The organism is Kitasatospora sp. NPDC059577 (genome assembly GCF_042735475.1).
Classification (GTDB): domain Bacteria; phylum Actinomycetota; class Actinomycetes; order Streptomycetales; family Streptomycetaceae; genus Kitasatospora.
On sequence record NZ_JBHWBZ010000003.1, the window covers coordinates 197,790 to 217,892 of the forward strand.

The window sequence follows — 20,103 nt, forward strand, 5'->3', positions numbered from 1 at the left end:
GGGGGGGGGGGGCGGGGGCGGGGGGGGGGGGGGGGGGGCGGCGCCCCCCCCCCCCCCGGGGGGGGGGGGGGGGGGGGGGGGGGGGGGGGGGGGGGGGGGGGGGCCCCCCCCGGGGGGGGGGCCCCCCCCCCGGGCCTTCTCCGTCAGCGGGTCTCGATGGCGACCGACTCGATGACCACGTCCTTCACCGGACGGTCGTTGTGGGTGGTCTCGGCGTCGGCGATGGCGTCGACGACCTTCTTGCCGGCGTCGTCGGCGACCTCGCCGAAGATGGTGTGCTTGCCGGTGAGCCAGGTGGTCGGGGAGACGGTGATGAAGAACTGGGACCCGTTGGTGCCCGGCCCGGAGTTGGCCATGGCCAGCAGGTACGGCTCGGTGAACGCCAGGTCCGGGTGGAACTCGTCGGCGAACTCGTACCCCGGGCCGCCGGTGCCGTTGCCCAGCGGGTCACCGCCCTGGATCATGAAGCCCTGGATGATCCGGTGGAAGACGGTGCCGTCGTACAACCTGGCCGTGCTCGGCCGGCCGGTGTTCGGGTCGACCCACTGCCGTTCGCCCGTGGCGAGTTCCACGAAGTTGCGGACGGTCTTGGGGGCGTGATTCGGCAGCAGCCGGATCACGATGTCGCCCTGGTTGGTCTTCAGCGTCGCGTACAGCTCTTCCGCCACGGCACACATCCTTCGGTCGGTCCTACTGGCGCGGTCAGTCTTCCGACCGAGCCGGACCAACCCGGGGCGACAGCACGGCATCTCACCCGGACGTGTGACGAGAGACGACCGGCGCGCAGGGGGCGGTCCGCCGACGCCCTCGGCGGACCGCCCGTGTGCGGTCGGGGACCGCCCGCGCGATCAGGCCGTGGTCGTCACACGTAGATCTCCACGCCGCACTCGGTCCGCGGGATCGGGGGGAACCAACCGATGTACTTGGTGCCGCACACGTGGAAGCTGTTGACGTTGCCGTACTTGGTGGCATTGGTCTTGTACTTGGCCGCCGACAGTTCCTTGCCCTCGCCGTAGGACGTGGCGTGGACGGTGGCCGTGTCGTAGGTGCCGTTGCCGTTGTACACCCAGATCCAGCCGGTCGAGCAGTTGTCCACCTGCACCTGGACGCCCGAGACGTTGTAGTACTTGGTGCAGCCGGCCGTCGCGGCGGCGCTCGCCGTGGCCGGAGTGGCCGACACGGCGGTCAGCGCGGCTACGGCGAGGCCCAGCGCGCCGGCCGTCTTCGGCAGCTTGCCCGACAGGTACTTCATGAACGACTCCAGATTCCTCTTGCGACATGTCTCCTCGCGGAGCGGCTCAACTGTCCCGTGGCCGTCACGTCGGCGGCATCAGTCATCTGACTGTCCGGTTCCGCGCACGAATGTCTGAATTCCGGGCAGTACTGACCACGGACCGGTGGCCGGTGGGCGAGGTCGTTCCGCCGCCACTCGAGTCCGACCCGATCGACGCCTGTGCCGCCGCCGCCAGGCGCTCGACGAGGAGATCACCGAGCTTGATGCCGAGACGGGCCCACTGGTGCGACAGGCAGCACCGCAACTGCTCGACCATCCCGGAACTCGGCCGGTCCGGGGTGCGGCCGGTCCGGGGTGCGGCCGGCCCGGGGGCCAGGGGATTCGATTCCCGATGTACGGGTCCCGGTTCTCGGTGCCCGATGTACGGGTCCCGATGTACGGGTCCCGGTGCCCGGCGCGCGGTTTCCCGGCTTCCGGGCCCCTGCTCCGGACCCGCAGCCGTACACGAATGGCCCGTCGCGCTGCTGCGACGGGCCATTCGCGTGCCGGGCGGCGAGGGCGCGGTCCGGCTGCTGACCTGGGTGGTTCCCGCGCTGCGGGCTGCACGGGCCGCAGCGCGCGGGTCCGCTTCCGGGTGGTCTGCGCCACAGTGGCCCCGCTCCGATCGGAGGTACGATCGCGCCCGCACCTCCGGCCGGAGGGGTACCTGCATGCAGGGGTACAGAGGGGCCAGCCCAGCAATGTCCGCAATCCTCGACGGTGCTCTCACGTATTCGAACACCGTCCCGCGCGCCACCGTCCACCGGGCCGCCGTCTGCGAGGTCTTCCTCACCGACGCAGCCCGGGTCGCCGAGGACGAGTACCTCATCGCCGCGCAGCTGCCGCGGGTGCACAGCTACTACAGCGACCACGTCACCGCGCCCGCCGTGTACGACCCGCTGCTGCTGGTCGAGGTCTTCCGCCAGTCCTCCATCTACGCCGCGCACACCTTCCTGGACGCACCGCTGGACGACAAGTTCATCTTCGTCAGCGGGGAGCTGGCCGTCACCGACCCCGAGGCGCTGCGGATCGGGGCCCGCCCCGGCCGGGCCGAGATCCGGGCCCACCAGGCCGGCCTCAAGCACCGGGACGGCGTCGTCACGGGCAGCGCCCTGGACCTGGTCCTCTCGGTGGACGGCCGGGAGGCCGCCACCATGCGCACCGTCTGCCAGTGGATGCCGGGCGCCGCCTGGGACCGGATGCGTGCCAAGGGCCGCGCCGCGCTCAGCCTGGCCCCGGCCCGGCCGCACCACACCGGCCGCCGGGTGCCGTCGATCTCCGTCGGCCGGGCCTCGGGCCAGAACGTGGTGCTGGCCGGGGTGCAGACGGGGGACCGCGAGCTCCGTGCCCAGGTCGTCGTCGACCAGGGCAACCCGGCGCTGTTCGACCACCCGCTGGACCACATCCCCGGTGTGCTGATCTTCGAGGGCTTCCGGCAGTCCGCGATGTGCGCGGCGCAGGAACTGTTCGGGCTCTCGCCGCGCAGCCTGCTCCTCTCCCGGGTCGAGACCGACTTCACCCGCTTCGGCGAGTTCGAGCTACCGACCGACTGCGTCGTGCACATCGTGGAGGCGCCGGCGGCGGACACCGTCGCGTTCGAGATCTCCATGGTGCAGGAGGACGAGCTGATCGCCCGTGCCCGGGTGCACCTGACCCGCACCGGGCGGATGGCGGGAGCTCTGGAGCACCCGCTCTCCTATGCCGGGGTCGGTGCCTGAGGTGCCTGTAGTGCCTGTGGTGCCCGGGCGGCCCGAGTGGCGCCGCCGCGACACGACGGGTGTCGGCGGGGCATGAGCCGCGCTCATGGACGGGGCATACCGTGAGCTTCGCTCATGGGCCGGTCCCGCGAGCGAAGCTCATGAGCGAGGCCCATGAGTCGGTCTCATGTCAGGTCACATGCGCGAACCTCATGGCCCAGCTCATGCGCGAAGTTCATGGCCACGCACCCATGAGTCGCGCTCATGAGCCGCCGTCCGTGGGTGGCGCGCATGGCGGTCGTTGGGGTCATGAGCGTGGGACCGGAGCGGTTCGGGTGTCGGCGCCGAGCCCGCTCTCGGGGGTCGCTCAGGCTCGGGCCTACTGCCGGCGGTCACGCAGCAGGGCCGTGATCACGACGGACAGCACCACGCCGACGGCCGAGAGGCCCCGCAGGACGGAGTGGCAGGCGGAGTCGTAGGCGTTGGCGAGGAAGTCCACGAAGCCTTGGTGGCCGGTTGCGCCGGAGAGGCCGGCCGGCGCCCGCCTGGTCGCCGGCGGCCGGGTCGGTCACCTCGCCGGCCCGCGAGGCGCCCGCCTGGTCGCCGGCGGCCGGGTCGGTCACCTCGCCGGCCCGCGAGGCGCCCTCGTGGGCGCCGATGCCGTCGGTGATCCGGGTGCCGGGCACGGTGGCGAGCGCGGAGCCGTACACCGCGACGACGACGGGCCTCGCTGCCCAGCCGCAGGGCGTTGAGGAAACCGGCTGCCATGCCCGCCTTGGCCGGGTCGACCGGTTCCAGGGCCCGGGCCGTCGACGAGGCCGGCCGACGGGCCCATGCCGGAGCCGGTGATCGGCATCGGGGTGGCGAGCACGAGGACGGTGGCGGAGGGCGAGAGCAGGGCGAGGGCGGAGTCGCCGGCGACCAGGCAGGCCAGGGGCAGGCCAGGCAGGCCAGGCCGGCGCGGGGCGGGGTGAGCGCGGGGCACGTCCCGGGTGACGAGCTTGGCGGCGAGATCGGCAGGACCAGCACCGGGGCGGTGGGCAGCAGCATCAGCAGGCCGCCAGCGCGCCGCGGCCGCGGCCGGTGCCGGCGGCCGGGTGACTCGGCAGGCGGGTCGGCATGGTGACGAAGCCGGAGGAGGCGGCGACCGGCGCCGGGCGCAGGCCGACCAAGCGGCGGTTGTGCAGCGCGCTCAGGTCGAGCACGGGGTGCGCGGTGCGGTTCTCGACGGCGGCGAAGACGGGCGGCACGACGACCGCGCGCCGACGAATGGGCCGATCACGCCGAGGCTGCCCCAAGCCCACTGGGAGCCCTGCGCGATGGCGGTGGTGAGCAGCACCGTGGCGACCACGAACAGCGCGCTGCCGGGGACGTCGATCCGCCCGACGCCGGAGCCTGAGTCGCCGTCGGACCCGGAGTATGAGTCGCCGCCGGAGCCACTGCGGGGGCGGAGGGCGTCGTACGGGAGACCGCGGGCACCGCGAGCAGCACGACCGTGAGGGCGACGGCGTGCACGGCGAACACCCGGTGCCGGCCGAGGTCTTGGACCAGCCATCCGGTGAGGGAGGGGCCGATGGCGACGCCGGTGCGGGTGATGGTGCCGAACAGTGCGAAGGCCCTGGCGTGGGCCGGGCCGTCGAAGCGGTGGAGAGGATCGCGGCGCCGCAGGCGAAGACGGCGCCGCCGCCGATGCCGGTGAGGGTGCGGGCGGCGTCCGGTGCGATGACGTCGGTGGTGACGGAGTCGGTGACGGAATTGGTGACGGAGCCGGGGAGCGAGGCGACGGTGTACACGGCCGCGTCGGCGTGCACGGCGCCGCCGGTGGCGGAGGCTTGGTCCGGCCGATGACGTCGGCGGTCGAGTCCCAGACGAGGGCGCAGCAGGCGAACGCGACGTCGAAGGCGTTCACGACCCACTGGAGCGGAACCAGGCCGGCGTGGGTGCCGGTGCCGGTGCCGGTGCCGGTACCGATGTCGGGGAGGGCGACGGCCGTCCCGGAGACGGACATCAGGACGACGAACGCGGCGGGGAGGGAGGCAGCCAGGGTCGTTGTGTGGCTGGGGTGCTGTCGGTCCGTCATGAACGGTGGCGGGGTGGGAGTTGTGGTCCGGGTACTCGTGGGTCGCAGCTCCGGGCTCGGGTCGACCGCGGACCGGCCAGGTAAGGAATTTTCCGAACCTTACGGTGTCGCGTGGCAAGGTACGATGCAACCCATACCTGAGGACGTCGGAGGATGGAGGAACCGATGCCCGACCCGGAAGGTCACCCCTCGGCCGAGGAGATGGACCTGCGGACGGTCCTGAACGCGCTGGCCGATCCACTGCGTTACGGCGTGATCTCCGCCCTGCTGCGGGAAGCCGAGGGGGTGGCGCGCACCTGCGCTTCCTTCGAGCTCCCGGTCTCCAAGTCCACGATCACCCACCACTTCCGCGTGCTGCGCGAGGCCGGACTGGTGCGTCAGGTCGACCGGGGCAACAGCCGTGCGGCCACCCTCCGTCGGGAGGAGCTCGACGAGCGCTTCCCGGGGCTGCTCGGCCTGATCCGGTCGAACCCCTGACCCGCGTGAACCCCCGAGCCCCCGGGCAGCCCGGCGCCAGCCCGGCGCCAGGCCGGGGCGCTCGGAGGGGCCTCCGGGGGCGCCCGCCGACACCAAGGGGCGGTCAAGGAATCTTGACCGCCCCTTGGCCCTCCGTCGTGGTGACTGTGTGTCAAACTGTGCGCCCTCACAGGACGATGAGGAGACTCCGGTGGACCACGTGCGCCCCCTGATCGAGGACTTCCCCGCCCATCCCGACGGCGACCCCGCCGACTCCCTGGCCCGTGCTGTCCGCGACCGTCGCACCGCGCTCGGCCTCACGCTCGCCGACCTCTCCACCCGATCAGGTCTTCCGGAGACCCACCTCCGCACCATCGAGGCGGGCCACGCGATGCCGACGCTCGCGCTGCTGACGGTGCTGTCGCGCGCACTGAGCACGGACCGCTAGCCGAACCCTGCAGGCCCGCGCGCCCGCACGCCTGCACGCCTGCACCCCGCGCGCCCGCACGGACCCCGTCGCCCCGCCGCCCCGTCGCCCCGTCCCCGTCCCCCGACTCTCGCGCCCCGCCCTCGCCCTCACGCCGGTTCGTACGTGGTGGTGCTGCGGACGAGGGTGCGGGCGTGGGGGGAGTCCATGGGGTGGGCGAAGAGGTACCCCTGGCCGAGGGGGCAGCCCATGGCGGCGAGGAGGTCGCGCTGTTCGGGGTGTTCGATGCCTTCGGCGATGACCTGGACGCCGAGGGTGTCGGCGATCCGGGCGATGCCCTCGACCAGGGCGTACTGCTGGGTGGAGTGGCCGAGGCCGTCGATGAAGGACTTGTCGATCTTGAGGAGGGAGATCGGGAACTCGCGGAGGTAGGACAGGGAGGAGTAGCCGGTGCCGAAGTCGTCGATGGCGATGCCGACGCCGAGGCCGGACAGGGTGGCCATGTCGTCGTGGATGCGGTCGTCGCGGCGCATCAGGACGGACTCGGTGAGTTCCAGGACGAGGGTGCGGGGGTCGATGCCGGAGGTGGCGATGGCCTGGCGGACGACGTCGACGAAGCCGGCGTCGCGGAACTGGCGGGCGGAGACGTTGACGTTGACCCGTAGCGGGGGGCGGCCGGCGGCGGTGCGGGCGGCGGAGCTGGCCGCGTGCCAGGCGGCGACCTCCTGGGTGGCGCGTTCCAGGACCCAGGCGCCGAGCGGGACGATCTGGCCGCTTTCCTCGGCGAGGGCGATGAACTCGTCGGGCAGGACCATGCCGCGTCGGTCGTGCGGCCAGCGGACCAGGGCCTCGAAGGCGACCAGGTCGCCGGTGCGCAGGTCGACGATCGGCTGGTAGTACAGCTGGAACGCCGATTCCGCGATTGCCGAGTCCAGGTGCTCGTTCAGCTCGTGCCGTTCCACCAGCCCGGCCTGCAGGGCCGACCGGTAGTGGCACCACTGGCGGCGGCCGGCCGCCTTGGCGGAGTAGAGCGCGAGGTCGGCGTGGGTGAGCAGTTCGGCGGCGTCCACGCTGTCCTCGGTGGTCGCCACGCCGATGCTGGCGCTGACCCGGACCGCGCCCGCCTTGAGCTTGAAGGGTTCGGTGAAGACCTCCAGCACGCTCGCCGCGATGGTGTCCACGTCGGACGGGTGCAGCGCGTCCTCGACGAGCACCGCGAACTCGTCGCCGCCGAGTCGGGCGGCGGTGTCGGAGGAGCGCAGCGCGGTGGAGATCCGCAGTGAGACCGCGACCAGCAGTTCGTCGCCGACCGCGTGGCCCTGGGTGTCGTTGACCACCTTGAAGTCGTCCAGGTCGATGAAGAGCACCCCGGTGACGGACCCGCTGCGCTCGCCGCGCGACAGTGCGTGCCCGACCCGGTCCTGGAACAGCACCCGGTTGGCGAGGCCGGTGAGGGAGTCGTGGAAGGCCCGGTGGGTCAGCTCGCGCTCCATCTGCCGTTGCTCGGTGACGTCGCGCAGGGTGAGCACCAGGGCACCGACGGTCGGGTCCGCGCGCAGGTCGTTGAAGCGGACCTCGGCCTCGATCGGCGTGCGGTCCTGGCGCAGCAGCCGCCAGTGTTCGCGGAGTTGATCGCGCAGCTGCTCCCGGGGCTGCGCCCGGGTCTCGTCCCCGGATCGTTCGCCGGCCCGGTCCCCGGACCTCTTGCCGAACCTGTCCCCGGACCCGAACCTGTCCCCGGACCCGGACCCGGACCCGGACCCGGACCCGGACCCGGACCCGGACCCGGACCCGGCTCCGTCGCCGGCCGTGTCCCCGAACCCGTCCCCGAACCCGTCCCCGGATTGGGCGCGGGACCGGTCGCGGGACCGGTCGCCGCGGGTGGGGGCCGCGGCGCCGCGCATCCGGGCCAGCGCCTTGCCGACCTCCCGGCTGTCCTCGGGCGGGACGAGGTCGGTGAGCAGGGCGCCTTCCAGTGCGGAGTGGCCGAGCACGGACTCCGCGGAGGGGGAGGCGTAGCGGACGCGGTCGTCGGCGTCGAGGATGAGGATGACGTCGCTGGTGTTCTGGACGAGCGTGCGGAAGTACAGCTCGCTGTTGCGGCGGGTGACCTCCCGGCTCAGCACGAGCCGTTCGACGGCGAGGGCGGCCTGCCCGGCGAGGATCTCCAGGGAGCTCCAGAGGCTGGCCAGTTCCTGTTCGGTGCCGGTGACGATCAGGGCGCCGATCAGCGGGTCGCCGGAGGGCCGCTCGGCGAGGGTGAGCGGGCAGATCAGGGCGTACGGCATGCCGTCGAGGTGTCCGGTCAGTTCGCGGGACGGCAGGTCGACGGACGAGACGGGCAGCAGTCGGCTCTCGCGGTAGGAGGCGAGGGCGAGGACCTGGTCGGAGTCGGAGGCGTTGCCCAGTCGGTGCTGGGCCGCGCCGTGCTCGGCGTGCCGGACGTGCAGCACGCCGCCCTCGGTGACGGCGAGCAGGGCGACGTGTCCGGGCTCGGCGGGCATCAGGGTGGAGGCGGTGGACTGGACGGCGTCCGAGACCTCCTCCACGGTGACGGCCGCGGTCAGCCGGGCACCGGCCTCGCGCAGTGCCCGTTCGCGGGCGACGGCCTGTCTGCGGGCGGAGACGACGACGGCCAGGCGGGCGAGTACGAGCAGGTAGAGGAGCGCGGAGAAGGCGCCGATCACGCCCGCGTTGTGGGTGTTCCCGGCCACCGACTCGATGATCAGGATCGCCGGGGCGATCAGTGAGGCGAGGGTGAGCAGGACGAGCCGGGCGGTGCTGAGGTCCGGTTCCTGGGTGGGGACGGGTTTGGTCAGCTCGACCATCGACGGGTGCAGCGCGGCCGCGCCCCAGGCGGTGTAGAAGGCGGCCCAGCCGAGTTCGACGGGCGTGCCGATGCGCCAGGTGCCGTGCAGCTGGATCAGGGCGTAGAGCACGTCGGAGATGAGCAGGCCGACGGTGCCGACGGCGAGCAGTTGCAGCGAGCGGGAGTTGCCGCCGCGTGGGCTCAGCAGGCGCAGCAGCAGGGCGAGGACGACCAGGTCGCCGAGCGGGTAGCCGATCGAGACGACCTTCTGGAACCAGGTGAGGTCGGGGCTGCGGGTGTACGGGAGGATCAGGTAGATCCAGGCGAGCAGGGCCAGGCCGATGGTGGGGATCAGCGCGTCGAGCAGTACGGCGCGGTCCTGACGGGCCGTGCGCCATCGGATGAAGCCGAGCACGCCCGCCGCGTACAGCACGTACTCGGCGAGGTAGAAGCCGTCGGCGACGGAGGGGAACGGGTTGGGCAGGTGCAGGATGTCCAGCTGGACGGCCTGGACCACCTCGCCCGCGGTGAAGCTGAGGTTGGCGAGTGCCAGCAGGTACCAGAAGCGTGCGTGTGCGGGGCGGTTGAGGTGGACGCCGAGCACGATGGCGGCGACGCCGCCGAGGCCGATACCCGTCCACCAGATGATCCGCTGGCTCGGGTTGGCGTAGTAGATGCTGATGAACAGCACCATCCAGAGCAGGTAACAGGCCATCAGGCGTTGTCGCCGGCGTGTCAACGAGGCTACCTCCTCCGCGACATCACCCCGTCGGTCGGACGGGGGAGTTCGGGCGAGGACGAGGGGTCCGGGTGCCGTGTCGCGGCCCCGGGTGGTGGGGTCGGGCGCTTCCTCGCGCCTGCGGTGAGGCGTGTGTTCGCGCTCGGGACGGGTGCCTTCTTCGCGCACGTGCGAGGCGTCCGGTCGGTGGGCGACCGGACGTTCTCAATGTGTCATGAGTGCGTATAGTCGGAAATGTCGCACTCCCAAGCATTCTGCCGTGACAGCGCGAGGTCAAGCCGGTGGACGACGCAGCAGACAGCGCACGGGGCGTACGTACGGATGCGAGTTCCGGGCGTCACGCCGTGGTCCGCAACGACGACGGTCAGTACGCGCTCTGGCCGGGGGACTTGACCGTTCCCGGTGGCTGGCACCGGGTGTACGGGCCGGCCGAACGGTCCGAGTGCCGAGCCTGGGTGGAGCGTGAGTGGCAGCCGGCGGGGTTGGGCCTCGCCGGTGCCGACGGCCCGCGACGGGTGGCGGCCGGGTTCGCCGACACGGTGCACGGGCTGTTCCGCACGCGGGCGGCGCACGACCCGGAGGCGCTCGCCGTGGTCGCCGAGGACGCGACCCTGAGTTACCGCGAACTCGACCTGCGCAGCGACCGCTTGGCCGCCGCGCTGCGGGCGCACGGGACCGGACCGGAGCAGGTGGTGCCGGTCTGCCTGGAGCGCGGGACCGACCTGGTGGCGGCCTGGCTGGGCGTGCTCAAGGCGGGTGGCGCGTTCCTGCCGCTGGATCCGGCGCACCCGGAGCGGCGGCTGGCGCGGCTGGTGGAGGACTGCGGGGCCCGAGCGGTGGTCACCGAAGGTCACGGGTTCCCGGGCGTGGTGGCGGTGCGGGCGGAGGACGGCGACGCGGGGGAGCCCCCGCCGGACGACGGTGCCGTCCCGGACGACCTCGCCTACCTGATCTACACCTCGGGCACGACCGGCCGCGCCAAGGGCGTCCCGGTCACCCACCGTGCGCTGGTGTTCACGCTCGACCGGATCGTCCACGCCTACCGGTTGGCACCGGGTGAGCGCGTCCTGCAACTGGCCGCCCTGGGCTCCGACACGGCCCTGGAGCAGGTGCTCGGCGCGCTGCTCGCCGGCGCGACGGTCGTCATGGGCGGCGGGAAGGCGGGCGCCGGCGGCACCTGGGCGCCCACCGAGCTGGTCGGACGGCTGCCCGGGCTCGGCCTGGCCGCGGCCGACTTCACGCCCGCCTACTGGCACCACGTGCTGGACCTGCTCCCGCCCGACGGGCCCGGCCCGGACGGGCTGCGCCTGGTGGTGGTCGGCGGGGACGTCGTGCACGCCGACGACTGCCGCAGCTGCCTGGACCGGCTGCCCGGGGCGCGGCTGCTCAACGCGTACGGGGTCACCGAGGCGGCCGTCACCTCCACGCTGTGCGAGGTCACGGCGGAGCTGCTGAACGGCGGGGACGGGGTGGGGGGACCGGCCGCCCCGGTGCCGATCGGGAGGCCGCTGCCGGGCGTGCGGGTGCACGTGCTGGACGCGCTGCTGCGGCCGGTCCGGCCCGGCGAGAAGGGCCAGATCCACCTCGGCGGGCCCGGCCTCGCCCGGGGCTACTGGCGGCAGGCCGGGCTCACCGCCGAGGCCTTCCTGCCCGACCCGTACGCGCCGCTGCCGGGCGAGCGGATGTACCGCACCGGCGACGCCGGACGCTGGCGGGCCGACGGGCAGCTGGAGATCCTCGGCCGCTTCGACGACCAGGTGAAGGTGCGCGGCCACCGGGTGGACCCGGCGGAGATCGAGGCGGTGCTGGCCGCGCACCCGGACGTCCGGCAGGCGCGGGTCGCGGCGGACGCGACGGCGGCGGACGGCAGCCGGGCGCTGACCGCGTACTACACGCTCGCGGCCGGGGCGGCCGACGGCGCCGAGGGGATCCGGGCGTTCCTGGCCGACCGGCTGCCGGAGTACCTGCTCCCGGCCGAGTTCGTGCCGCTGGAGGCGATGCCGCTGACGGCGGCCGGCAAGATCGACCGGCGCCGGCTGCCGCAGGCCCCGCTGCGGGCGGGGTCCAGGGCGCGCTCCGGGACCGGGGCCGGGATCGGTGCCGCGGCCGGGACCGGGGCCGCAGCCGGGGCCGGGGAGGGGCCCCGGGGGACGGCCGCGGCGGCGAGCCCGGTCGAGGAGGCGATCGGGCAGCTGTGGGCGGAGCTGCTCGGCGTGGAGACCGTGGGCCCGGAGGACGACTTCTTCGCGCTCGGCGGCACCTCGCTGCTGGCCATGGAGATGCTGGCGCGCGCCCGGATCATGTTCGGCATCGACGTCGGCCGGGTGCGGGCGCTCACCCGTGCGCTGCTGCACGAACCCCTGCTGCGGGACTTCGCGCGGGCGCTGCAGGAGGCCAGGGCGGGCGGCGGCCCCGGCGCCGGGGCGGGCGTCCCGGTCGGCGCGGAGGCGGTCGGCGCGGGCCTCGACCGGGACCTCGATCCGGACCTCGACCCGGAGCTCGGGTCGGTCACCGGCCCGGCCGCCGGGGAGACGCCGGTCGACTGGTTCGCGGAGGCCCGGCTGACCGGTCCCGTCGGCCAGTCCTGGAGCCCCGCGCCCTCCCGGGCCGAACCCACCGAGATCCTGCTCACGGGAGCCACCGGCTTCTGCGGCGCGCACCTGCTGCACGCCCTGCTCGCCACCACCCGGGCCCGGATCCACTGCCTGGTCCGGGCGCCCGACCAGGAGCACGCGATGGAGCGGCTACGAGCCACCCAGCAGCGCTTCCTCCGCCACGACCTCGCCGACCCCCGGGTGGTGCCGCTGGTCGGCGACCTCACCCAGCCCAGGGTCGGCCTGACGGGCCGTCAGTTCGACTGGATGGCGGGCAACCTGGACGCCATCCACCACCTCGGCGGGCAGGTCAACTTCCTCTACCCGTACCACCAGCTGCGCGAGGCCAACGTCGGCGGCACCCGGGAGATCGTCCGGCTCGCCGGGCACAGCCGGGGCGTGCCCGTGCACTACCTCTCCACCCTCGCCGTGCTGGCCGGCTTCGGGGCGGCAGGCGTCGACAAGGTCACCGAACGGACCCCGCTCGCGTACCCGGAGCGGATCGGCGTCGGCTACGTCGAGAGCAAGTGGGTGGCCGAGCAGCTGCTGCACAACGCCGCCGAGGCGGGGCTGCCGGTCACGGTGCTGCGCACCAACGACGTCACCGGGGACCTGGCGAGCGGCGTGATGAACACCGGCACCGAGCTGTGCGCGCTGATCAAGTACCTGGCGGACAGCGGCACCTGCCCGGACGTGCGGTTGCTCCTCGACTTCGTCCCGGCCGACCGCTTCACCCACGCCATCGCCCACATCGCCGCCCACGCGCCCGCCGACGGCGAGGTCTATCACCTGACCTCGCCGCAGCCGGGCGTCCTCGCCGACCTGGCGGACCGGTTGCGGGCGCGCGGCCACCGGATCGACCGGCTGTCGTACGGGGAGTGGGTGCAGGGCCTGGTCCGGTTCGCGGCCGGGCGGCCGACGCACCCGATCGCGCCGTTCGTCCCGCTGTTCGTCGACCGCGCCCCGGGGTCGGAGCTGTCGATCAGCGAGATGTACTTCCGGCCGACCTTCCCGCTGTTCGACCGGGCGAACACGGATGCGGCCCTCACCGGGAGCGGGATCGAACTGCCCGCGGTGGACGCGGGGTTGATCGACCACTACCTGGCGGAGCTGGAGCGGGACGGGTTCCTGGGGGCGGCGCGGTGAGCGGCGTGCGCCACGACGCCGCCGTCTTCGACGCGCTCGACGTCCGGCTCGGCCCCGGCGACGGCCCGGTGGCGTTCGGCGGCACGCTCGGGCCGCAGGAGCTGCTGGCGGCGTACCGGCGCGGACTGTTCCCGCTGCCGGCGGCGGACGTGTACGCGAGCGCGTACAACGAGGCGGTGTACGGGGACGCCGTCGGGGCGGGCGGGGCGGTGCTGCTGCCCGGCCGGGAGGACCCGTACGAGGTGGCCTGGTGGTCGCCCGACCCCCGGCCGGTGATCGCGGCCGACGGGGTGCGGCTCGGCACCCGGCTGGCGAGGCGGCTGCGGAACCGGTCGGGGTGGTGGACGAGCGCGGACCGGGCCTTCGGGCGGGTGCTGGAGGCGTGCGGCGAGGGGCGCGAACCGGCCTGGATCACCGAGGAGCTGGCGTCGGCGCTGGATCGGCTGCACGCGCTGGGGGCGACGCACAGCGGGGAGGTGTGGGACGGGGAGGAGCTGATCGGTGGGGTGTTCGGGGTCGCCGTCGGGCCGGTGCTGAGCCTGGACTCGATGTTCCGGCGCCGCCCGGACGCCGCCCGGGTGGCCGTCGCCGACCTCGGCGCCCGGTTCGGCGCGGCGGGCGGGCGGCTGCTCGACGCGCAGTGGGACGGGCCGCACGTGCGCAGCCTGGGCGCGAAACCGATGGCGCGTTCGCGGTACCTCGCGGAGCTGTCCGGGGACGGCGGGGGCGTTCCGCTGGACGGCGCGGCCCTGCCGGCGGGCCGTCTCGGGTGACCTGGCGTTAAACCCGCGTTGGGTGACTGTTTGGCCTGTCTTCGACAAACTTATTCCTCGTCAGTAACATGACGCGGCGTGTTCAAGAGTTCGATAGGCAGGGCCGCGGGCCCCGCCGTCCTCACCCTCATCCTTGCCGGGGCCGCCGCGTGCGGGCCGACCAGCCCCGGCACCACCCAGACCGGCGCCGCCCCGGCGGCCGCCACCGTCGCCGACCCGAGCCCGACCGCCGCCGGGAGCAGCCCGGCCGCCGCCGCGCCCGCCGGCGGCACCCCGCGCGCCAAGGCCGCCACGGCCGCCGCGGGCCGTCCGACCCCGGGCACGGCGCCCGTCACCGCCGCGCCCGCCGGGGACAAGCAGGCCGCGATCGGCAGCCCCGGCAAGGACGGCGCCGCCGTCACGGCGGCGACCAAGGCCCTGCAGCTGACCGCGTACGACCCGGCGGGCGGCACCGCCGTCCTCACCGCGGCCGGCGGCCCGGCCCCGACGGCCGCGGCCTCCCCGAGCGCCGGCGCCGGCCCGTCCACCGCCGCACCGTCCACCGGCGGTCCCTCCGCCGGCGGCCCGTCCACCGGCGGTCCGTCCACCGGCGGTCCTTCGGCCGGTGCCGCGGTCGCCGCCGTCCAGCCCGGCCAGCTGATCGCCAGCCCGCCGACCGCCGCCGCGCCGCAGGGCGCACTGGTCGCCGTCACCGCCGTCCACCCCGGCGCGGGCAACACCCTCAACCTGGCCACCCGCCCCGCCACCCTCGCCGAACTCCTCGGCGGCACCGAGGCCGACGGCAGCGTGCCCGTCGACCCGCACGGCATCACGGTGACCCCGCTGGTCAAGGACCTCAAGGCCACCGTCGGCGCTGACCTCAACGGCGTGAAGGCCGACGCCTCCGGCACCCTGGAGGTGAACGTCAAGGCCCCCGTGCCGCTGCCCGAGGGCGCCAGCCTGGACGCCTCCGGCTCGCTCCAGCTCCACCCGGCCGTCCACTTCGCCTACCACGGCGCCGGCGCGGGCAGCCCGCGCACCGCGTCGATCGGCTTCGACCTGGACGCCCACGCCCAGTGGAAGGTCACCGGGGACGTCGCCCGCAACACCGGCGCGGCGCCGATCCGGGTGCCCTTCGCCAAGCTGCAGGCCAGCCCGGTGCTGACCGTCGCCGGCCTGCCGGTGGTCGTCAACCTCGGCCTGACCTGCTACCTGGAGGTCAGCGCCGACGGTCAGGTCCACCTGGAGGCGGAACAGGACGCCACCGGCACCTGGGCCGTCCGCGCCGACTACACCGGCGGCAAGGGCTGGACCCCGGTCACCAGCGCCGACACCAAGGTCAGCCCGATCCACGTGCGGCTCAACGGCAAGGCCGGCGTGCGGGCCGCCCTCGGCGCCGAGATCAGTGTCGGCCTCTACGACACCGTCGGCGTGGAGACCACCGTGGCCCCCTACCTGAAGGCCCAGGCCGAAGGCTCGCTGATCGCCGACTCCTCCGGCAACCCGCCGCAGGTCCAGGGCAGTTGGGCACTGCTCGGCGGCGTCGACCTGAACGGTGCGCTGACCGCGCACCTGAAGATCTTCGGCACCCCGATCATCGAGGGCAAGCTGCCGCTGCCGCCGTTCCACAAGGAGTGGCCGCTGATCGGCGGCTCGGCGGCGCTGCCGTCGCCGAAGCCGACCAAGAGCTGACGGACCGGCACCCCCACGGCCCCTCGACCGGAACCCCCGGTCGAGGGGCCGCGTCGTTCCCCGGCCCTTCGACCGGCCCCGCCGACCGGGGGTGTAGCGGTGCGTGGCCCTTCCTTCGCCGCCTCCCACCCGCATCCTCGATCCTCGCAGCGGCCTGACGGGGTGGGGGATGAGCGAGCAGGGCGAGACGCACGATTCGTTCCGCAGTGCGGCGAACTACGGCACCGTGATCCAGGGCGGCAAGGTTTCGGTGAACCTCCCGCCCGAGCACCCGGTCCGGATGGTGGTCGCTGTCGGCGCCGTGATGGCGGTCCTCACCGCCGCGACCACCTACCTGGTGCTGGACCACGACGGCGCCCCCGGGCCGACCCTCACCGCCCGCTACGCACTGGGGGATGGCGCCGTCGAGGGGAACGCGGTGGTGGAGCGGCCGCTCGGGCCGACCGGGATCCCCCCTCGGTGACCGGCTGCGAGGCGACCTGGTCGTGGATGCACGGACAGGGCGGCGTGGACGTCGGCACCTCCCACCTGGTGGTGGAGGCGACCGGCGGCAGCGGCCACACCGTAGCGATCCAGGGGCTGCGGGCCATCGTTGTCGGCACCGCGCAGGACCCGTTGCCCGGTACGGCCGCGTACTGCCCGCCGCAGGGCGTGGGGACCACGGTGGACATGGGCATCGACCTGGACTCCGCCGACCGGTTTGCCCTGATCGGCAGCCCGATGGGCGAGATCTCGTACGCCCCCTTCTTCACCGACCAGTACCTGTACCTGGAGGACCGCAAGCCCGAGGTGGTCAACCTGTCCGCTATCGCCGCCCGGAAGAGCTACGAGTTCATCCTCACCGTGGATGGCTCGGTGGACGGCGAGCACCGGACCTGGACGCTCAAGGACGGGGACCGGCCGTTCCGGGTCACCGGGGTCCGGCCCGGTCTGACCACCGGCCTGCGGGCCGAGGCCTCGGGCTGGACCACGGTGTACGGCGGGCAGGTCGGCGCCCCGGTCCGCTGCAACCCGTGTTCCGACGAGCGCGGGCAGATCCCCGGCACCGCGGTGCCGGGCGCGCCGAAGGCGGCGGACCCGCCGCCGTCCGAGCCCGTCGTCCGGCCGAGCACGCCGACGCCCCCGCTCACGGTCGTCCCGAAGGACCCGGAGTCCGTCGCCCTCGCCTGGGTGATCGCGGGGAACAGCATCGACGTGCGGCGCGGCGACACCGGACTCGCCTCGGTCGTCTCCCGGATGAAGCCGTACATGACCGCGGAGACGGCGGCGAAGGGCGAGTCCGAGGCCGGTGCGGACCCGGTCGACAACCCGGTCTGGCCGCCGGAAGTGACCGAGCGGAAGGGCTGGTCGGTGGTCACGTCCGCCACGGCGGGCCCGGTACCGGACGGGCGGGTCCCGGCAGGCGAGCGGACCGAGGGCGCCGTGCAGCTCCGGGTGGACTCGAACGTCACCTACCACGCCGACGACGGCTGGTCCGCGACGGTCAGGGGCCAGTTCGGCGGGATCGTCACCCTGCGGCGCCAACCCGACGGGACCTACCTGGTCGACGGCTTCCGCCCCTGACGGGTCCGCCCCTGACGGGTCCGCCCCTGACGGGTCCGGGACTGTCGGGTCGGGGACTGTCGGGTCGGGGACTGTCGGGTCGGGCGGGCAGAATCGGCCGGGTGAGCGACCACTACGAAGTCGGCCTCGGCTGTTTCCTCCGGGAGGACACCCCCGAGGCGGTCCTGGACGTGCTGCGCTGGCACCTCGGCCTCCTCGACCAGCGCCCGGCCGGACTCGACGAGCAGGAGCACGCCCACCCGATGCTCGCCCCGGATCCGGACAGCCGCCTGCCCGGCGGGGACTGCGCCTCCCTGCGGCTCCAGTCCCCGGGCTTCACGGCCGAGGGTCCGCTGCGGGTCTGGGGCTGTTCAGCCGCAACCTGTGGCTGGACGACACGATGGGCGACCTCGTCACCCTCCTCGACCTGATCGCGCCGTACGTCCGGGAGCCGGGCTACGGCGGCTATGTGCGTGAGGAGTTCGACACCGAGCCGCACGCCGTCACCTTCCGGGACGGCACGTACGGTCCGCTGACGTTCTGAGGCCCGGCCGGGCGGGGGCGGTTCAAGGCCGGCCGCGGTGGACGCCCTTGATCCGGCCTTGATCCCGGCCTCGAAGCGGCTGCTCGCACCCAGGCGTTCCATGGCGTCCGGAGCCGAGCGGGCGCAGCAGTTCGCGTTCGGTGCGCCGAGGCCGAGGCCGAGGCCGAGGCCGGTGCCGGGGCCCTCAGGCCGGGCGGTCCCGGGCGGGCCCGGGTAGTGCGGTTTCTGTCATGCGCATTTCTACAATCCGGCGTGGCGCCCGCTCACGCAGGCTTTCCCCCGGGGGCGGGACCGGGCCGTGTCGCGGCCACCACGCCCGATGCTCATGCGGCACAGCCGATCCGGCGTGTGAACCAGTCCGATGACAGGAGAACGCACATGTTCCGAAAGGTCCTGAGCACGATCACGATCGCCGCCACCACCGTGCTGGTGGCGGGCCTCTCCACCGGCTCCGCGCAGGCTACCGACTTCTGGCAGGCCTGGGGCTCGGGGTCGTACCACGCGAGTGCGGACTTCGTCCCCACCGGCGGCCTGGTGCACATCGGCGGCTGGGCCTGCGAGGGCGGGTCCGCCCACAGCTTCTACGTCTCGCTCGTCAAGACCAGCGGCTCCCAGAAGGTGTTCTCCAGCTACAGCTGGGACGTGGACGGCCGGGACCACGTCGACCCGCGCGGCATCGGGGTCAACACCAGCACGGCGTACTACCTGCGCTGGTACGGGAACGGATCGGCGCCCTGCTCGAAGGCGTTCGCGACGAACTGACGAAGGATCGTCGTCGGCACCAGGGGCCCGCGTCGTCGCGCGCGGGCCCTCCCTCCGCTCCGGCACCGGAAGGAAGCGTCATGCGCCGGATCCGCCCCGTCCTCCTGCCCGCCCTGATCGCGACGCTCGCCGCCTGCGGCCCCACGGGCCCGGGCGCCGGCACGCGTCCCGCCCCCGCGGCTGCCGCTCCCGGGGCAGCTTCCGGGGCCGCCACCGCTGTGCCCGGCGCGGAGGCGTCGAAGGTCGCGGTGATCGCCCGGGGGGAGGTGGACGGCGTCCCCTGGCAGGTCGACCTGCTGGACGAGAACGGCCTGCTCTGCACCCAGGCCTCGGTCGACCGCCGGGCCACCGGGCACGGCTGCGACCCGCCGGTCTCGAAGGCCGTCCCGGTCAACGTCGCCGTCGACGGCCTGGACGACCGCGTCCTGCTCGTCTACGGCGCGGCTGACCCGAGCGTGGCGGGCCTGCTCGCCCACAGCCGCACGGGAGCACCCCGGCCGGTCGCGGTCACGGCCACGTCCGGCGGGCGTGGGTTCTTCGCCTACGCGGTGAAGCCGGGGACCGCCACCGACCTCACGGCCCTCGACTCCGACGGCCGGGAGGTGTTCTCGGCGGGGGACAAGATCCGGCAGTTCGAGGACCCGGGCCGCTGACCCGTCGATCGGCGCCGGGCGCCGATGAGTTCGGCTCATGCCCGGCGTGCCCGGTGCACCCGGCTCGTGTCCGGTTCAGGGGGTGCGCAGGTGCCGGCTCACGTCGCCGAGCAGGGTGATGCGGACGCGCCGCTCCGCGAAGTGCCACCGGCCGTCGTCGTGCCGTCGGAAGCGGTCGTGGTAGCGGCCGGCGGCGATGGGCTGGAGAGGAAGGCCGGGGAGGGCCTGGAGGACGGTGACGTACGAGCGGGCGGTCGCGGTGCCCGCCCGCTCGTCGGCGTCGACGGCGGTGTTGGTGGTGACGTGCTGGGTGCGGGGCGTGCCGTCGGCGTGGACGATGACCGTGTCCCGGAACAGCCGCTCGATCGCGGCACTCCCGCGCACCGGTTCACCGCTGCCGATGAAGGTGGCGTCCGCGAGGAGGGCGCCGAGCCCGGCGAAGTCGCCGTCGTCGACGAGTTCGGCGTAGCGGGCGATCAGGTTCTCGACGGCGCGGTGGGCGGACGCGGTCACGGTGGTTCCCCTCGGGTGGGACGGAGGTGGTGGGGCGGCCCTCCGGTCCTTCCGGAGGGGCGTGGGCGGCGGCCGGGCGACGGGCGTTCCGGCCGTCGAACGCCACTGTTGCCGCTGCGCGCATCCACGGCATCAGTCATGTGACTGGCCGACCAGGTGTCATGGCATCTCGTCATGTCATCGGTCGCTGCCAGGCATTCGCGCGCCGAGGAATCGAGAATTCGACAGTCTCTACCGCAACTGGATCTCGCCGATCGACTCCGGCTGCTACTCGGTGGTTCCCACCAAGTCGTAGGTGACCGCGGCGCCCGATCGCGAGGCGCAGACGCAGGAAGTGGCGGGGGGGCGCGCCCCCGGCGCCCCCCCCCCCAGTGTGAGGGGGGGGGACCGGCCGAGCACAGTGAGCGAATAAAAAAAAAACCAC

General features: G+C 73.8%; 18 protein-coding genes. 13 read left to right on the plus strand and 5 right to left on the minus strand.

Annotated elements, in window-relative coordinates; genetic code table 11:
- Positions 1 to 143: 143 nt before the first annotated feature.
- Positions 144 to 668: a peptidylprolyl isomerase gene (locus ACFV0O_RS04825; RefSeq protein ID WP_380336398.1), complete on the minus strand. Its 525-nt coding sequence runs from the start codon at positions 666 to 668 to the stop codon at positions 144 to 146.
- A 194-nt stretch (positions 669 to 862) separates the two neighbouring features.
- A complete protein-coding gene (locus ACFV0O_RS04830; protein WP_380336401.1) occupies positions 863 to 1,252 on the minus strand; it encodes a hypothetical protein in 390 nt (129 codons plus the stop codon).
- Between the two features lie 722 nt (positions 1,253 to 1,974).
- Between ACFV0O_RS04830 and ACFV0O_RS04835 the strand changes: the two genes are divergently transcribed.
- The gene (locus ACFV0O_RS04835) at positions 1,975 to 2,991 is read left to right on the plus strand and encodes a ScbA/BarX family gamma-butyrolactone biosynthesis protein (RefSeq protein WP_380336403.1); all 1,017 of its coding nucleotides are present in this window, start codon (positions 1,975 to 1,977) and stop codon (positions 2,989 to 2,991) included.
- Positions 2,992 to 4,019: 1,028 nt separating this feature from the next.
- Here ACFV0O_RS04835 and ACFV0O_RS04840 read toward each other — a convergent pair.
- On the minus strand, positions 4,020 to 4,220 hold the full coding sequence (locus ACFV0O_RS04840; protein WP_380336406.1) for a hypothetical protein: 201 nt from the start codon (positions 4,218 to 4,220) through the stop codon (positions 4,020 to 4,022).
- Between the two features lie 259 nt (positions 4,221 to 4,479).
- On the opposite strand from ACFV0O_RS04840, the gene ACFV0O_RS04845 reads away from it, so the two are divergent.
- The 3 genes from ACFV0O_RS04845 (at position 4,480) to ACFV0O_RS04855 (ending at position 5,954) form a co-directional block, all read left to right on the plus strand.
- Positions 4,480 to 4,818, plus strand: coding sequence for a hypothetical protein (locus ACFV0O_RS04845; protein WP_380336408.1), 339 nt, complete (start codon positions 4,480 to 4,482; stop codon positions 4,816 to 4,818).
- A 397-nt stretch (positions 4,819 to 5,215) separates the two neighbouring features.
- The gene (locus tag ACFV0O_RS04850; RefSeq protein ID WP_380336411.1) at positions 5,216 to 5,527 is read left to right on the plus strand and encodes an ArsR/SmtB family transcription factor; all 312 of its coding nucleotides are present in this window, start codon (positions 5,216 to 5,218) and stop codon (positions 5,525 to 5,527) included.
- A gap of 190 nt (positions 5,528 to 5,717) precedes the next feature.
- Complete coding sequence (locus ACFV0O_RS04855; protein ID WP_380336413.1) at positions 5,718 to 5,954, plus strand: multiprotein-bridging factor 1 family protein; 237 nt, start codon at positions 5,718 to 5,720, stop codon at positions 5,952 to 5,954.
- A gap of 128 nt (positions 5,955 to 6,082) precedes the next feature.
- Here the strand turns inward: ACFV0O_RS04855 and ACFV0O_RS04860 are convergent, their stop codons facing one another.
- The gene (locus ACFV0O_RS04860; protein ID WP_380336416.1) at positions 6,083 to 9,481 is read right to left on the minus strand and encodes a putative bifunctional diguanylate cyclase/phosphodiesterase; all 3,399 of its coding nucleotides are present in this window, start codon (positions 9,479 to 9,481) and stop codon (positions 6,083 to 6,085) included.
- A 281-nt stretch (positions 9,482 to 9,762) separates the two neighbouring features.
- Between ACFV0O_RS04860 and ACFV0O_RS04865 the strand changes: the two genes are divergently transcribed.
- From ACFV0O_RS04865 to ACFV0O_RS04905, 9 genes are all read left to right on the plus strand, one after another.
- Complete coding sequence (locus tag ACFV0O_RS04865; protein ID WP_380336419.1) at positions 9,763 to 13,221, plus strand: amino acid adenylation domain-containing protein; 3,459 nt, start codon at positions 9,763 to 9,765, stop codon at positions 13,219 to 13,221.
- Positions 13,222 to 13,226: 5 nt separating this feature from the next.
- Entirely contained in the window at positions 13,227 to 13,994 is a 768-nt protein-coding gene (locus tag ACFV0O_RS04870) for a leucyl/phenylalanyl-tRNA--protein transferase (protein WP_380336422.1), read from the plus strand.
- Between the two features lie 78 nt (positions 13,995 to 14,072).
- Positions 14,073 to 15,665 carry a hypothetical protein gene (locus ACFV0O_RS04875; protein ID WP_380336424.1) on the plus strand — a complete coding sequence of 531 codons (1,593 nt, stop codon included), beginning with the start codon at positions 14,073 to 14,075 and terminating at the stop codon, positions 15,663 to 15,665.
- Positions 15,666 to 15,834: 169 nt separating this feature from the next.
- Positions 15,835 to 16,128, plus strand: coding sequence for a hypothetical protein (locus ACFV0O_RS04880; protein WP_380336427.1), 294 nt, complete (start codon positions 15,835 to 15,837; stop codon positions 16,126 to 16,128).
- Positions 16,125 to 17,228, plus strand: a complete 1,104-nt coding sequence (locus ACFV0O_RS04885) for a hypothetical protein (protein ID WP_380336429.1) — start codon at positions 16,125 to 16,127, stop codon at positions 17,226 to 17,228. Before ACFV0O_RS04880 ends, ACFV0O_RS04885 begins: the two co-directional genes overlap by 4 nt.
- Before the next feature lie 101 nt (positions 17,229 to 17,329).
- The gene (locus ACFV0O_RS04890; protein ID WP_380336432.1) at positions 17,330 to 17,638 is read left to right on the plus strand and encodes a hypothetical protein; all 309 of its coding nucleotides are present in this window, start codon (positions 17,330 to 17,332) and stop codon (positions 17,636 to 17,638) included.
- The gene (locus ACFV0O_RS04895; RefSeq protein WP_380336435.1) at positions 17,608 to 17,751 is read left to right on the plus strand and encodes a hypothetical protein; all 144 of its coding nucleotides are present in this window, start codon (positions 17,608 to 17,610) and stop codon (positions 17,749 to 17,751) included. The genes ACFV0O_RS04890 and ACFV0O_RS04895 overlap by 31 nt, the downstream gene beginning before the upstream one ends.
- Before the next feature lie 378 nt (positions 17,752 to 18,129).
- Complete coding sequence (locus ACFV0O_RS04900; RefSeq protein ID WP_360250965.1) at positions 18,130 to 18,513, plus strand: hypothetical protein; 384 nt, start codon at positions 18,130 to 18,132, stop codon at positions 18,511 to 18,513.
- An 80-nt stretch (positions 18,514 to 18,593) separates the two neighbouring features.
- Complete coding sequence (locus ACFV0O_RS04905; RefSeq protein ID WP_380336438.1) at positions 18,594 to 19,166, plus strand: hypothetical protein; 573 nt, start codon at positions 18,594 to 18,596, stop codon at positions 19,164 to 19,166.
- Positions 19,167 to 19,241: 75 nt separating this feature from the next.
- Here ACFV0O_RS04905 and ACFV0O_RS04910 read toward each other — a convergent pair whose 3' ends face one another.
- On the minus strand, positions 19,242 to 19,679 hold the full coding sequence (locus ACFV0O_RS04910) for a nuclear transport factor 2 family protein (RefSeq protein ID WP_380336441.1): 438 nt from the start codon (positions 19,677 to 19,679) through the stop codon (positions 19,242 to 19,244).
- Between the last annotated feature and the right edge of the window lie 424 nt (positions 19,680 to 20,103).

Bases quoted from the DNA above. Each gene is read 5' to 3' on its own strand.
- ACFV0O_RS04830 (WP_380336401.1), bottom strand. From the start codon at position 1,252: ATGAAGTACCTGTCGGGCAAGCTGCCGAAGACGGCCGGCGCGCTGGGC.
- ACFV0O_RS04835 (WP_380336403.1), top strand. From the start codon at position 1,975: ATGTCCGCAATCCTCGACGGTGCTCTCACGTATTCGAACACCGTCCCG.
- ACFV0O_RS04850 (WP_380336411.1), top strand. From the start codon at position 5,216: ATGCCCGACCCGGAAGGTCACCCCTCGGCCGAGGAGATGGACCTGCGG.
- ACFV0O_RS04880 (WP_380336427.1), top strand. From the start codon at position 15,835: ATGAGCGAGCAGGGCGAGACGCACGATTCGTTCCGCAGTGCGGCGAAC.
- ACFV0O_RS04895 (WP_380336435.1), top strand. From the start codon at position 17,608: ATGGGCGACCTCGTCACCCTCCTCGACCTGATCGCGCCGTACGTCCGG.
- ACFV0O_RS04900 (WP_360250965.1), top strand. From the start codon at position 18,130: ATGTTCCGAAAGGTCCTGAGCACGATCACGATCGCCGCCACCACCGTG.
- ACFV0O_RS04905 (WP_380336438.1), top strand. From the start codon at position 18,594: ATGCGCCGGATCCGCCCCGTCCTCCTGCCCGCCCTGATCGCGACGCTC.